This is a genomic window from Helicobacter sp. 11-8110 (assembly GCF_003288905.1).
GTDB lineage: Bacteria > Campylobacterota > Campylobacteria > Campylobacterales > Helicobacteraceae > Helicobacter_D > Helicobacter_D colisuis.
Window position 1 is genome coordinate 1 of sequence record NZ_NHYL01000012.1, and the last position, 13,276, is coordinate 13,276.

The following is a 13,276-nucleotide window of genomic DNA, read 5'->3' on the forward strand; positions in this document are numbered from 1 at the left end:
GAAGTCTTTATTTGTGATTGCACCTATACCCACACTAGCATTAATATTAGAGTTAATCAAACTATCAAAGATACCTTGTGCTTCGTTTAGGTTGCCGGAGGATTTTAGGGAAGTTACTGCGTCACCTATATTTTTATTTACATCTAAAAGTAAAGCTGCGTGCATTTCTGTATTTTTTACACCATTTAGTTTATCTACTAGCTCTCCTGCTAGGGCTTTATCGCTTTGTGCTATGCTTGTGCCTACTACATTAATAAAATCTTTACCGCTAATCTGCCCATTTTGATCTGTAGGGATTGCACTTTCAATGGCAGTTTTTTGTGCGGTGATGAGTGTGATAGCTTCATCTATCCTTGCTTTTTCAGCTTCATCTATAGTGTTTGCTTTTTGGTTATTTAGCTCTATTAGCATATCATCTCTAGTTTTTACTTCTTCTGCTAGAATCTTTGCAAGGTTTCTAGCATCTTCTGTGGTAGTAATATCCGTAGAGAGCCTTTTTTCATCTTTGCTTAAATCTAAACTCGCTTTATAGAGATTCTCGCTTACTTCTCTATCAATCTCATAATCGGCAATGCCATCAATATTTTGTGTGCCTAAGAGATCTTTTAGGGTAACTAAATATTGTAAATTCACTTTATTATTTCCACCAAGTGTGATTTTGCTATCACTTCTTATCAGTTCATAATCACTAAATGCTAAACTAGAAAGGCTTTGTGTGATGACTCTAAAAGTAGAGTTTATAAGGCTTACATCGCCACTTACATGTAAAAGTCCGCCTTTTCTATTTGAATCAGCGATTGTAAAATAACCATAATTTGAATTAAGAGTGCCATCAATACTCAAAGAACCATTTGCGCCCCAAATTTTAAACACTTCTAGACTACCACCACCTTGTTCGCTTCCATTTATAGTCACATTTCCATTGATATAAGAGGGGCTTTGTGCTAGGAGATTCCCATCGGTTTTAATCTCCACATCTGCATTAATTGTATAAGAATGGTTTCCACTCTGGAATTCAACATCTGATTCTCCAAAATAGCTGTCATCCTCACCCATTCCATCACCGATTATAAATTTAGTGCCATTGTATGTAATGTCTTTAATATTTAGCCCTAAACCTCCTTGATCTTGTGGGTCGGTTAGAGATAGAGAGTCAAAATTAAAAGTTAGATTATCGTTTTTGTATTGTTCTTTTAGCACCCATTTTCCACTACCCTCGCTACTTTCTTCAAAATAAGTTTGAAAGTCATTAGCATTATTTAGGGTGTAATCTGCTCCAAATGCACTCACACTCCCTAACACTCCTAAACCAAATATTGCTCTTGATGCAATAAGAGATAATTTCATTCTTACTCCTTAAAAATTAAAATAAAACATTTATTTTGCCCCCCCCCCCTTATTTTTTGTTTAAATATGATTTTATTAAAGATAATAAGGATTATTTGGTGCTTTTTGTAACTTTTTTAGAAAATTTGAATTTAGTGGTATGACAATAATTTAAGAGAGAATTCCAAAGAATAGAAGCTTAGAGTTTAGGAAACTATGCTATAATAATGGGCTTTTTAAAATGCTAAAATACAAGGATAAGCGATGACAATTATTTCACAAGATAGTCAAGAAATTTTGGTGGAACATTGTAAAATTGCTAGTGCAGAAAATTTAATTTTAGGCATTGAACATTCATTGTTAAGCGCAGATGTAGAGCCACAGAGAGTTTTCTTTTTGAAAGTTCCTCCTGAGTTTAAAAAGAAGCTTTATAGCAAAGATTGGTATTGGAATGGCACAAAATTAGAAGTTTATGAAGATTAAGGGGAAAAGATGCAAGGCAAGGCTTGGAAGTTTGGAGATAATATAGATACAGATTTAATCATTGCAGCGCGTTATTTAAACACTAGCGATGAGAAAGTTTTAGCATCACATTTAATGGAGGATGCAAGGGTAGATTTTGTAAGTTTAATTAGCAAGGGAGATATTATTGTAGCAGGGGAGAATTTTGGCTGTGGTTCTAGTAGGGAGCACGCACCTGTGGCGATTAAAGCAGCAGGGATTGCCGCAGTGATTGCTAAGAGCTATGCGAGAATCTTTTATCGCAATGCTTTTAATACAGGGCTTCCGATTTTAGAAATTAAAGAAACTGATTCTATTTGTGAAGGGGATGTACTAGAAATTGATTTGCAAGGGGGTGTGATTAAAAACATTACTCAAAATACACAATACCACTTCACTCCTATTCCGCCCTTTATGCTTGAGCTTTTAGAAGCAGGAGGGCTAATTCCATATGCAAAATCTCAAAAAGGAAAATAAATTGAAAAATTATAAAATTGCTGTTATCAAGGGAGATGGAATTGGTCCTGAAATCATTAATGAAGCCCTTAAGGTTTTAAAGGTTGTTGCAGAGAAATTTGGATTTGGCTTGGAATTTGAAGATTATTTGATGGGCGGAATCGCTTATGATTTAACAAAAAACCCCTTGCCAGATGAAACTATTGAAGGATGTCTTAAGGCAGATGCCACACTTTTTGGAGCAATTGGTGGTGAAAAATGGGATAATTTGCCTAGAGAATTACGCCCTGAGAGCGGTTTATTGCGGTTGCGCAAAAGTTTGGAAGTATTTGCAAACTTCCGACCTGCAAAAGTTTATGATGAACTTATCGAAGCAAGCACTTTGAAGCCTGAAGTGGTGCGTGGAGTAGATATTTTGGTGGTGCGAGAATTGATTGGTGGAATCTACTTTGGCACTCCAAAAGGGCGTGATAAAGATCGCGGATTTAATACAATGGTCTATAGTGTTGATGAAGTCAAGAGAATTGCTCATATTGCCTTTGAAGCCGCGCAAAAGAGAAATAAAAAAGTTTGCTCTGTGGATAAGGCAAATGTGCTTGATGTTAGCCAGTTGTGGCGAGAAGTAGTGAGTGAAGTGGCAAAAGAATATTCTAGCGTGGAATTAAGCCATATGTATGTTGATAATGCAGCGATGCAACTTATCCGCAATCCTAAGCAATTTGATGTGATTTTAACAGGGAATCTTTTTGGAGATATTTTGAGTGATGAAGCGAGTATGCTAAGTGGATCTATAGGGCTTTTACCTTCTGCATCACTTGGTGCTAAAGCAGCAATCTATGAGCCAATTCATGGAAGTGCGCCAGATATTGCAGGAATGGGGATTGCAAATCCAATTGCAACAATAGCGAGTGCTAGTATGCTCTTACGATATTCTTTGGGTGAGATTGGGGCTGCTGATGCTATAGATAATGCGATTCATTTGGCGCTAAAAGAAGGCTATCGTACTAAAGATATAGCAGAATTTGGTGCAAAAGAAATTTGCACAACAGAGCAAATGGGAAGTATCATTGCAACTAAAATTTAACTGCTTAAAAAATAACGAATAGAAGCAAAGCCACAAAAAGGAATTTGAGAGATTTCTAAAATTTCTTTTTGGCTAATAATTCCTCCTAATGCAAAAATCTTCGCCTTATAACAATCAAGATTAAGTGTTTTTAAAAAATCAATTCCCAGCGGTTTTCCTTTATTGGGTGTTGCAAAGATTGGACTAAGGGTAATTCCATCTGCCCCATAGGAATCAGCCTCCCTTATCTCTTGCTCATTGTGTGCGCTAAAAAAAACCAAAGGAAGCTTTTGTTTGGCATCGCTGATTTGTTGCATTTGTTTGCCATTGCAATGCAATCCATCAAAGCCATATTCTAAAGCCATCTCAAAATGAGAATTTAAAAGGCTTGGGATTTGATAGTTTTGATTGAGTTTTAAAAAAACTTCAAAGAGTTTTGGCTTTGGGGATTCTTTGTCGCGATAACAAGCAAAGGAAATGGCGTGAGAATCAAGGATATTTTTGTAAAAATCATAAAATTTTAAGGGAGAGCTTGGGTAGAGATTGGGATCGGTGATGAGGTAAGCTTTAATGCGCTTCCTCACTTGCTAAAACTGCACCGGCTAAAAAAACATAAGTTAGAATCATAAAAATGAAAGCTTGTAAAAATGCCATAAAAGTCAAAATCAAGAAAGCAGGTAATGGAGCAACCCAAGGAGCTAACATAAGCATAACAAGCAAGAACATATCATCCCCTTTGATATTTCCAAAAAGACGGAAAGAAAGCGAAACTACTCTCGAACAATGAGAGATAATTTCAATAGGGAACATTAAGGGAGCAAGAGCTTTCACTGGTCCTGCAAAGTGTGCAAAATATTTAATGATTCCAAAAGTGCGAATCCCTTCAAAATTGTAATAAACAAACACAACTAATGCAAGCGTAAGAGTGAAACTAAGGCTTGATGAAGGTGCTTCAAAACCTGGGATAATACCAATTGCATTAGCTAGAAAAACAAATAGCGCTAAAGTAGCAGTTAAAGGCAAATATTGTCGTGCTTTTTCCTCACCGATAACATCTTTTGCCATAAAGATAACACCACCCAAAAAAGCTTCAAAAACATTTTGGATAGTCCCTGGAACAACTTGCATTCTTGAAGTGGCAAGTTTTGCTAAAATAACCGCAATAATAGCTACAAGCACCACATGGAATGCAATGATAAAGTCGTGATTATGATTAATCAACCCCGCAAATGTGAAAATGGAATTCATAAATGTCTCCCTTGTAAATTTATAAAGTCTATAATTATGCCAAAAATAATTTTAATAAAAAATTAACTTTTTTTAAAGACTCTTGTTTTGAGTAGCAAATCGTGCAAGGTGCTTTTATCTTTTCTCCACAATGGCATTAAAATGCCAATAATAGTAACTCCAGAGATTAAAAAAAGAAAGAATCGCAAAAGCGCAAAAAGGAAAGTAATGGGCTGATTATTTTCTCGCCTCACCCATAAATCATAGGCTTTTTTACCGGGAGTTTGACCTTTGAGTGCCATTAATAAAGCCACAATCAAGCCATAAATTAACACCGCAATAAAAGGTCCCCAATTTGAATCGCGGAATCCTTGCGCACTTCCTATGACAACATAGGTTAAGAAATACAAAAGGGGCAAATAAATCATAAAAGTATCAATAACTTGAGCCTTGCCTCTCTCCCAAAAAGTCGCATAATTAGAATCTTCTTGCAAAGGCAAAGAGATATTTTGTGGGGTGTTTTGTTTCTTTATCTTCCTCCAGCGTTTTGACATAGGGTAGCTTAGAGACTAATTGCCACGACTTCCGGGTTTAATTGCCTTGCTACCCTGTTGGCACAAAGGACACTGACTTGGCTCATAGGTTTCAAATACAAAATCTTCTAAGGCAAAGAGAGGTAGATTAGAATCTAATTTGCATTCTTTAGAGTCAAAGGTATTTGGGCTTTGGTAGCGGTTGCAGATTCCTCGATTAGCAAGGGCAGCATAACCAACAACTTCAGCACCAAGACTTTCAACTTCTTTGGCAGATTCCATAGCAGAACCACCGGTGGTAATAATGTCTTCACAAACAAGAATCTTTTCATTTTTTTTGATTTCAAAACCGCGTCTTAGAGTCATCACTCCATTAACGCGTTCTGTGAAAATAAATCGCACCCCCAAAGCCCTTGCAAGCTCATAACCAGCAAGAATCCCACCAAGTGCGGGTGAGCAAACGCAATCCACTTTTATTTTAGATTCTTGAATGATTTTTGCTAGTGCTTTTGCTAACTCTTCTGCGGTTTTTGGATTTTCTAAAACCTTAGCAGACTGCAGATAAAAGGGTGAGTGCTTACCACTACTAAGCAGAAAATGCCCCTCTAAAAGTGCGTTTGAATTTTTGTAAATTTGAGTAATATCCATTGCTTCTCCTTACTAGATTTTTAGCAATTCCTCTTCTTTGTGTTTGACAAGTTCATCGATTTTTTTAACCGCGTTATCAGTTAGTTTTTGGATTTCATCTTGCCCTTTTTTAGATTCATCTTCACTGACAACTTTATCTTTTTCAAGCTTTTTGACTTTGTCATTAGAATCTTTGCGGATATTTCTAATTGCAATTTTGGCTTTTTCTCCAATATTTTTGGCTTCCTTGGCAATTTCCTTTCTTTGCTCACTTGTCATTGGAGGGAAAAAGAGTTTGATTGTTTCTCCATCGTTGTTTGGATTTACTCCGATATTGGCTTCTTGAATCGCCCTTTCAATGTCTTTGAGTAGATTTTTCTCCCAAGGCGTGATGACAATCGTGCTAGCATCTTGAGCGATAACAGAGCCAACTTGATTGAGTGGTGTGGGTGTGTCATAGTAGCTAATGCGGATATGATCTAAAATGGCTACAGAAACCTTTCCGCTTCTTAAAGTGCCAAATTCCTTTTTCATGGATTCAATACTTTTGTTCATTGATTCTTGTGTGTGATTGTAAATCTCTTGCAAACTCATCTTGTGTCCTTATTGATTAGGTTGGGTGTTTGATTGAGGTGCAGCAGGTGCAACAGGAACTGCTGGTGTAGTGGGTGTTGGATTAGCTGGAATTTCCACATTATCAAGAATTGAACTTTGAGAATCTTTGGTATAGAAATAGCCCAATGCGATTGTATTTACTACAAATAAAAATCCAAGAACAAAAGTAGTCTTAGCCAAAAAACCTGCTGGACCTTTTGCCCCAAAGAGGCTTTCATTGCTTCCACTATACGCTCCAAGTCCGATGCTAGAGCTTTTTTGCAAAAGCACTATAATGGTAATAATAACCGCTAAAACAAACTGGATGATTAATAAAATTCCACTCATACTTTCCCTTCTAAAAATAAAAAAATTATGCGAATTCTACCCAAAACATACTTAAATAAAATAAAACTCTAGCTAGAGTCTTGCATAATTGCTTCAAGTAGAATAGAATATGTTCTTTTAAAGTGGTATTGAATTTTGATGAAGGATTTAAAATGGCTTTTTCAAATCTCTCTAAGGTTTTGGCAAAATATTTTAAGGGAGAGCAGGGTGAGAGTTATGTGTGCGATTCTATTGCTTCACTTCTAAGGGATAAAAGTGATAGAGAAAACTATTATCTTATTCCCAAAGCAAGACTAGGATTTGCCGAGAATATTTTTGAAATAGATTTGCTTTTGTTGCATCCGACTCTTGGGATTTTTGTTGTTGAAGTAAAAAACTGGGATTCTTTAGAATTGATTAAAAAACACTCCCCTTATGATCAGGCAAATAAATATAGAAATTTAATTTTGTCTATTTTAAAAGAAAATTTTGGAGATTGTCCTATTCCTATTAATGTTGAGATGCGCGTTATCTTTCCATCCATTTCTAAAAGCGATGCAGAAGAGTTCTTTTCTCGACACCCTTATGATGCAACTATGCGATACTTAACATTTTTTAAAGAAGATTTGCAAAATAAAGAATCTTTTGGTCGTTTTTTTAAATCCACTAGCATCAATGTGCCTAATAAAAAAGATTTTCTTAAAATTACTTCTTTGTTTGTTTCTGCTAAAGATTCCAAAAGCAATCAAATAATCCCGATAATTACAAAAGATGAAGTGGTCTTTTTTGATCATAAACAACTAGGGATTATGAATGGCTACAAAGATGGCTTTAGAATCATTCGCGGTGTTGCAGGAACTGGTAAAACGATTATATTGACTAATTTTGTAGCGCAGCAATTGAAAAAAGATAGCAGTGAGCGCTTTTTGATTTTGTGTTTTAATAACAACTTAGAAAATGCCATTAAAACAAGTTTTGGAGAAAATTATGATTCCAAACAAATCAAAATTATTTCTATTATGGCTTTTTTAAGGGAGATTGATTTTGATTTTAGTAAAGTGGGAATTAAGGCGCAAAGCACAAAAGAGATTCAAGCCACACCTATCTCCAAGCAATATGAAATTTTTGAAAGTGATGAGGCACTAGAAGAGTTTAAGCTAAAACTGCAAAATTATCTTAAAAGAAATCCTGTGGATTATATGCTGTGTGATGAAACGCAAGATATGCCAGAGGGCTTTATGCGAATCTTATATGAAGAAATTAAAGATTGCATTTTCTTTATAGATGAAGCACAAAGATTCTATTCTTATTCTATGGAGAATATCGCGTAAGTTTTTCACCACCCAAAATTTGAAAAAATCTCTATGCAAGGGCGCGTTAAAAATCTTAAAAATGTCTATAGAACTCCATCAAATATTGCCGTGTGTGCCTTTAAAATACTCAATAAAGACAAAAAGCTAAATGAATACTATAAAAAGTCTTTTTATTTGAAAAGTAATTTCACAAGCGATATTAATTGTGTCCTAGAAACAGGCGAAATAAAGGTGCAAAATTTCAATTATAAGGAAAATGATAATTTAAAAAATTTATTGAAAAATCTTCCTAATAATGAAAGTAATATTCTTTTGACTTTTAGCAATAAAAATATTGAAGAGTTAAAAAGTATTTTAGATTCCATTGGAAGAAAAGATATAAAAATTATGACTATTCAAGGAATTAAAGGACTAGAAGCTCAAAATGTCGTGGTTCATGGATTTGTTGATTTTTTAAATATTACACAAAAATATGAACCCGATCTCTTATATCGCAAAACCTATGTTCTTCTTACGCGTGCTAGGGAAAATATTTATTTGGACTTTAGCGGCAAAGGATTCTCTGATGAAGTTAATGAAATATTAAAAATCATTCAAGAGGATTCTAAGCAGGTTGAAGCGCAAAAAGAAAAAGACAGCACAGAATCTAAAGGAACTAGTAAATTTAAACTTGCAAAGATTTGCCCCATTCTCTCTGGAGCAAAAGATAGCGCGGAGTTTATAGTGGCTGCGAGTGAAATTTTTGCTGTTGTTGCAGGGCTGTGTGCGCTATAGCGCGTTATTAAAACAAGACTTAATTGGCTTTTGGCATTTTTATGTGTTTGTAGATTTTAAGACTAAGCGCACATAAAGTCGCAATAAGTAGTGAGTAATGGAGGGTGCTTAGAATCTTTTGTTGAGTAAGGATATGTAAAAGCGCAAGTAAGATTATCAAATAGACCCAAAAATACATTTTAAAGCGCCCAAAAAGATTTATCAAAGAAGCACAAAATACAAATATGCTTGTTAAAAAGCTAATGCCTCCCAAAATTAAAGAGTTTTCTGGAAGAATCTTTTGGAGTATTAATTTAATGTTTAATCCAAAATCCAAATAAACAAAAATAAGAAAATGCCAACTCATAGCAACAAAGGCTAGTAAGCCAAGTAATCTACCATAGGGATTTGGCAACCAAAGCCCAACAAAAAGCAAGGCAAAGGCAAAATACCCAGTGTAGAGATAGAGAGCTTCAAAGGAAAAATAGATGCCATAAAGAATCTGATTCTCTATGGATAAGATTCCATAAGAACCAAGGCAAAATAAAGCAAAAAGTGCAATGGATTCAATGATGATTTGCATTAATAAAGCTTTGCCCTATCTAAGCCTTGATAAAAGTGTTCCACTTCTTTGGCATAACCATTGAGATAGAGAGTTTTAATCTGTCCTCTTTTACCAATGACACGCTCACTGCTTTGCGACCATCTAGGGTGCGAGACTTCAGGATCTACATTGCCATAAAATCCATATTCTCTAGGGTTTTCTTCTTCCCAAGTAGAGATAGGTTTTTCTTTTAAGAATTCAATTTTATGAATACTTTTAATGGATTTATATCCATATTTCCAAGGCACAACTAAGCGCAGAGGTGCTCCATTTTGCGGAAGTAGAGGTTTTTGATACATTCCAACAGCTAGTAGCGTTAAGGGGTGCATCGCCTCATCAAGGCGCAAAACTTCTTTGTAAGGGAAATCAAGCAGCTGTATAATTCCCTGCATAGGAAATTGCTTAGGATCATAAAGTGTTGTAAAACGCATGTATTTGGCATCGCTATTTGGTTTTGCAAGCTCTATTAGCTCTCTTAGCTCAAAGCCAACCCAAGGGATAACCATACTCCAAGCTTCAACACAGCGGAAACGATACACTCTCTCAACCAAATGCACCTGCTTTAGCAAATCAGTATAAGAAATGCTAAAAGGCTTTTCAATCTCACCTGCAATTTGAATCTCCCAAGGAGAAGTTTTTAGAGAGTGTGCTCTATTTTTGGGATCTGTTTTGGAGAATCCAAACTCATAAAAATTATTATAGCTAGTTGCAATTTCTTCTTTGGTAAGCTCCAAATGCTCACCATTTAGTGCATACGCTTCTTCTTTGCTCATTCTTTTGAAGTCTAATCCTTCTTCCTTTAGCACTGCTGCTAGGAGATTATCGGCTAATAAGGCGCTTACCAGACTTCCAGCACCTAATTTTAAAAATCTTCTTCTAGCATTAAAAAGTCTCTCTGGTGTGATTTCCATTTTATATTCCTATTAGAACTTATTGTTTTAATGTTATAGATTTTACATTAAATTTTGCATCGAGAGATAGCTGTTTAATGCACCAATATATGCTTTAGCCGTTGCTTGCAAAGTATCTAAATGCAAACCATGACCAATAAATGCAGGTTTATTTGATTCAAACTCTACTTTAACAACAACTTTAGCCAAGGCATCTTTGCCCTCACTCACCGCTTCTACTTTGTAGTCTTTTAGGACGCCATTATAGCCGCTAACCCTATCAATGGTTTTTAAAATCGCATCAACGCTTCCATTTCCAATAGCAGCGTCAATGCGACTTCTACCATCTTTTTGGATAGAAATTGCAGCATAAGGCACACCATTAGAATCGCTACTAATTTGCAAACTAATTAATTCAAAGATTTGTGGAATTTTGCTAGTTTGATCAGTTAGGATAGAGCGAATATCCTCATCATAGATTTCTTTTTTCTTATCGCAAAGAATCTTAAATTTTTCAAAGGCATTATCAAGTTCTTCTTGTGAAATTTCATCAAATCCTAAACTTGCCAATTTATCTTTAAAAGCAGCTCTACCACTATGTTTGCCAAGCACCAAGCCATTTTCTTGCGGAATTCCAATATCGCTAGATTTCATAATCTCATAAGTTTCTGGGTGCTTTAACATACCATCTTGATGGATTCCACTTTCATGAGCAAACGCATTTTTACCTACAATAGCTTTGTTGGGCTGTGGTCTAATGCCTGTAATGTCTGCAACAAGTTTGCTAGTAGCATAAATTTCTTTGGTTTTGATTCTTGTATCTAGATTACCAAAAACATCTTTGCGCGTTTTTAGAATCATAACTACTTCTTCTAAGGCTGTGTTTCCTGCACGCTCTCCAAGTCCATTAATTGTGCATTCAAGCTGTCTTGCACCATTTTGAATCCCTGCAATAGAATTAGAGACTGCCAAGCCTAAGTCATTGTGGCAATGCACTGATAAAATCGCACGATCACCAACGCAAGCTTTCATTTCTCTTATCATTTCTCCAATTTCATTAGGCAAACGATAACCCACTGTATCAGGGAGATTAAGTGTTGTTGCTCCTACTTCAATCACCGCTAAAGCAACTTCCTTTAAAAACCCAATATCACTACGACACGCATCTTCGCAACTAAACTCTATATCTTCACACAAGCTTCTTGCAAGTTTGACAGCTTCTATGGCGCGTTTAATGACTTCATCGGGTTGCATTTTGAGCTTGTATTCCATGTGTATGGGGCTTGTTGCAATAAAAGTGTGGATTCGCTTATGTTTTGCCTTTTCTAGTGCTTTTGCAGCTAATTCAATGTCTTTTGGAACAGCTCGCGCAAGGGAGCATATGGTGCTTTCTTTGAGTGTTTCAGAGATTCTTGAAATCGCTTCAAAATCTCCAGGGCTAGCTGCGGCAAAACCTGCTTCAATAATATCTACACCCAATTTTTCTAATTGCAAAGCAAGTTTGACTTTTTCTTCTGTATTCATTGAAGCGCCAGGGCTTTGCTCACCATCTCTTAAAGTGGTATCAAAAATTTTTATCATTTCCATTAGTATATCCTTAAAAAAATTATATTCATTATTTTTGAAAAGCGAGAATTAAATATCAGATTCCCAGCGGTAGTAGTAATGATAGAGTTAAAAGATTTTTATATGCATTACCATAATGTCGCGTGTAAGACATTCTCATTTTCTTTTCTCCATAAAATGCTTAGTGAGATAATATAAGGCTCTACTAGGACCAAAAAGGACATAGCAAGTGATTAGAATCGTAATGCTTAAGATAGGATAAGCAAAGAGAATTGCCAAAATTATCATCAAAAAAACAATGATTTTACCAAAACTTATTTTTTCAAAATTTAATTTTTTAAAACTAGGATAGCGAATGTTACTCACCATTAACAAAGCCACTATTAAACTTGCTATTAATAAAAATGGTGAGATTATTTTTGGATTTTCAAAGTATTTTTGAAGGTATCCCATTTCAAGCAATAACCAACTAACTACAAAAACCGCTGCAGCAGGAATGGGTAATCCTATAAAAACATTGGGTTCATTTTGGCTAGTTGTTACATTAAATCGCGCAAGTCTAATTGCCCCAAAAACCACATAAAGTCCAGAGACAACGATTCCTAGCTTCCCATACATATAGCCAATATAAGTAAATAAAATCATAGCAGGTGCTACGCCAAAAGCTACAATATCAGCCAATGAATCAAACTCCACACCAAATTTACTTGTGGTGCCAGTTAGTCTTGCAACACGCCCATCTAATCCATCAAAGATTAAGCTTAATAACACAAGCCAACAAGCCAATTGGAATCTCCCCATTGTTGCATAGGTAATGCTTAGGACTCCAAGATAAATACTTGCCCCTGTGAAAAAATTTGGCAAAATATACAAAGGATCAATTTTCATTAGCGGACATACCCCACTATACTAGAGCCAGCTAAGATTTTATCGCCTATGGAGACTTTAATTTCTACATTTTTGGGTAATTGTAATTTAGCAATTCCTTTTAAAAAAAAGCCAATTCGCTCTCCTTCTCTAAAATTAGAATCGTTAAAATAAATAAAAAGATTGCGCGGACAGATTTTGGGATACAAAATGAGTGAAGTATGATTTTTAGACTTGCCAAACTCCAAGCATATTTTCTCGCCTGTTGATTCTTGAGCATTGGCTAAGCCACGGATATGATAGACTTTTTTGGCTACGCCATTAAAAGGCATTCGTATCAATCCGCAAAAGCAAATGGGCTTTTTGATTGTTATTAAGAGATTATTCTCTTGGTTTTCTATGTGAGTGATGATTCCATCAATGGGTGCTAAAATGACATCTTCTGAAATGTCTTGTGCGATTCTTTCAGGATTATAATAAAAATAAAGAAAGGATAATAAAAATGCAAAAGCCAAAAAGCCAATGAATTTCCAACTCAATAACCAACAAAAAAATAACACAATTAAAGTGATAATAATAGGCTTCCAACCTTCTTTTGCAATAATTTGTGTTGTTGTTTTCAATATGGC

At 35.4% G+C, this 13,276-nt stretch carries 17 protein-coding genes; 5 read left to right on the forward strand and 12 right to left on the reverse strand.

Going from position 1 to position 13,276, the window contains the following annotated elements; genetic code table 11:
* On the reverse strand, positions 1 to 1,347 hold a 1,347-nt coding region (locus tag CCY98_RS07845; RefSeq protein WP_146743789.1), incomplete at its 3' end, for a hypothetical protein.
* A 243-nt stretch (positions 1,348 to 1,590) separates the two neighbouring features.
* Between CCY98_RS07845 and CCY98_RS07850 the strand changes: the two genes are divergently transcribed.
* From CCY98_RS07850 to leuB, 3 genes are read left to right on the forward strand one after another with little or no spacing between them, the layout of a single operon-like run.
* On the forward strand, positions 1,591 to 1,809 hold the full coding sequence (locus CCY98_RS07850; RefSeq protein ID WP_112058000.1) for a hypothetical protein: 219 nt from the start codon (positions 1,591 to 1,593) through the stop codon (positions 1,807 to 1,809).
* A 9-nt stretch (positions 1,810 to 1,818) separates the two neighbouring features.
* Positions 1,819 to 2,304, forward strand: a complete 486-nt coding sequence (locus CCY98_RS07855) for a 3-isopropylmalate dehydratase small subunit (RefSeq protein ID WP_112058001.1) — start codon at positions 1,819 to 1,821, stop codon at positions 2,302 to 2,304.
* Positions 2,279 to 3,367 (forward strand): 3-isopropylmalate dehydrogenase, encoded by a 1,089-nt coding sequence (gene leuB / locus CCY98_RS07860; protein ID WP_112058002.1) that lies wholly within the window; start codon positions 2,279 to 2,281, stop codon positions 3,365 to 3,367. The genes CCY98_RS07855 and leuB overlap by 26 nt, the downstream gene beginning before the upstream one ends.
* On the opposite strand, the gene CCY98_RS07865 is transcribed toward leuB, so the two are convergent.
* From CCY98_RS07865 to secG, 6 genes are all read right to left on the reverse strand, one after another.
* Positions 3,364 to 3,930 (reverse strand): thiamine phosphate synthase, encoded by a 567-nt coding sequence (locus tag CCY98_RS07865; RefSeq protein WP_112058003.1) that lies wholly within the window; start codon positions 3,928 to 3,930, stop codon positions 3,364 to 3,366. The genes leuB and CCY98_RS07865 overlap by 4 nt on opposite strands.
* On the reverse strand, positions 3,914 to 4,594 hold the full coding sequence (locus CCY98_RS07870) for a F0F1 ATP synthase subunit A (protein ID WP_112058004.1): 681 nt from the start codon (positions 4,592 to 4,594) through the stop codon (positions 3,914 to 3,916). Before CCY98_RS07870 ends, CCY98_RS07865 begins: the two co-directional genes overlap by 17 nt.
* 62 nt (positions 4,595 to 4,656) lie before the next feature.
* Positions 4,657 to 5,127: an RDD family protein gene (locus CCY98_RS07875; protein ID WP_112058005.1), complete on the reverse strand. Its 471-nt coding sequence runs from the start codon at positions 5,125 to 5,127 to the stop codon at positions 4,657 to 4,659.
* 15 nt (positions 5,128 to 5,142) lie between these two features.
* Positions 5,143 to 5,754 carry an orotate phosphoribosyltransferase gene (gene pyrE, locus CCY98_RS07880; protein ID WP_112058006.1) on the reverse strand — a complete coding sequence of 204 codons (612 nt, stop codon included), beginning with the start codon at positions 5,752 to 5,754 and terminating at the stop codon, positions 5,143 to 5,145.
* Between the two features lie 12 nt (positions 5,755 to 5,766).
* Positions 5,767 to 6,327 (reverse strand): ribosome recycling factor, encoded by a 561-nt coding sequence (frr, locus tag CCY98_RS07885; RefSeq protein ID WP_112058007.1) that lies wholly within the window; start codon positions 6,325 to 6,327, stop codon positions 5,767 to 5,769.
* A gap of 9 nt (positions 6,328 to 6,336) precedes the next feature.
* Positions 6,337 to 6,675 carry a preprotein translocase subunit SecG gene (gene secG, locus CCY98_RS07890; RefSeq protein ID WP_112058008.1) on the reverse strand — a complete coding sequence of 113 codons (339 nt, stop codon included), beginning with the start codon at positions 6,673 to 6,675 and terminating at the stop codon, positions 6,337 to 6,339.
* Positions 6,676 to 6,827: 152 nt separating this feature from the next.
* On the opposite strand from secG, the gene CCY98_RS08695 reads away from it, so the two are divergent.
* Both CCY98_RS08695 and CCY98_RS08700 read left to right on the forward strand, forming a co-directional pair.
* Positions 6,828 to 7,985, forward strand: a complete 1,158-nt coding sequence (locus CCY98_RS08695) for a nuclease-related domain-containing DEAD/DEAH box helicase (protein ID WP_258440037.1) — start codon at positions 6,828 to 6,830, stop codon at positions 7,983 to 7,985.
* 33 nt (positions 7,986 to 8,018) lie between these two features.
* Positions 8,019 to 8,741 carry a hypothetical protein gene (locus CCY98_RS08700; RefSeq protein WP_258440047.1) on the forward strand — a complete coding sequence of 241 codons (723 nt, stop codon included), beginning with the start codon at positions 8,019 to 8,021 and terminating at the stop codon, positions 8,739 to 8,741.
* A gap of 19 nt (positions 8,742 to 8,760) precedes the next feature.
* Here CCY98_RS08700 and CCY98_RS07900 read toward each other — a convergent pair whose 3' ends face one another.
* The 5 genes from CCY98_RS07900 to CCY98_RS07920 all read right to left on the reverse strand — a co-directional run bounded on the left by CCY98_RS07900 (position 8,761) and on the right by CCY98_RS07920 (position 13,270).
* Complete coding sequence (locus CCY98_RS07900) at positions 8,761 to 9,303, reverse strand: hypothetical protein (RefSeq protein WP_112058009.1); 543 nt, start codon at positions 9,301 to 9,303, stop codon at positions 8,761 to 8,763.
* On the reverse strand, positions 9,303 to 10,235 hold the full coding sequence (gene msrP / locus CCY98_RS07905) for a protein-methionine-sulfoxide reductase catalytic subunit MsrP (RefSeq protein ID WP_112058010.1): 933 nt from the start codon (positions 10,233 to 10,235) through the stop codon (positions 9,303 to 9,305). The genes CCY98_RS07900 and msrP overlap by 1 nt, the downstream gene beginning before the upstream one ends.
* A 42-nt stretch (positions 10,236 to 10,277) precedes the next feature.
* On the reverse strand, positions 10,278 to 11,801 hold the full coding sequence (locus CCY98_RS07910) for a 2-isopropylmalate synthase (RefSeq protein WP_112058011.1): 1,524 nt from the start codon (positions 11,799 to 11,801) through the stop codon (positions 10,278 to 10,280).
* 135 nt (positions 11,802 to 11,936) lie between these two features.
* Positions 11,937 to 12,668 carry a CDP-diacylglycerol--serine O-phosphatidyltransferase gene (gene pssA, locus CCY98_RS07915; protein WP_112058012.1) on the reverse strand — a complete coding sequence of 244 codons (732 nt, stop codon included), beginning with the start codon at positions 12,666 to 12,668 and terminating at the stop codon, positions 11,937 to 11,939.
* Positions 12,668 to 13,270, reverse strand: coding sequence for a hypothetical protein (locus CCY98_RS07920; RefSeq protein ID WP_258440077.1), 603 nt, complete (start codon positions 13,268 to 13,270; stop codon positions 12,668 to 12,670). The genes pssA and CCY98_RS07920 overlap by 1 nt, the downstream gene beginning before the upstream one ends.
* Between the last annotated feature and the right edge of the window lie 6 nt (positions 13,271 to 13,276).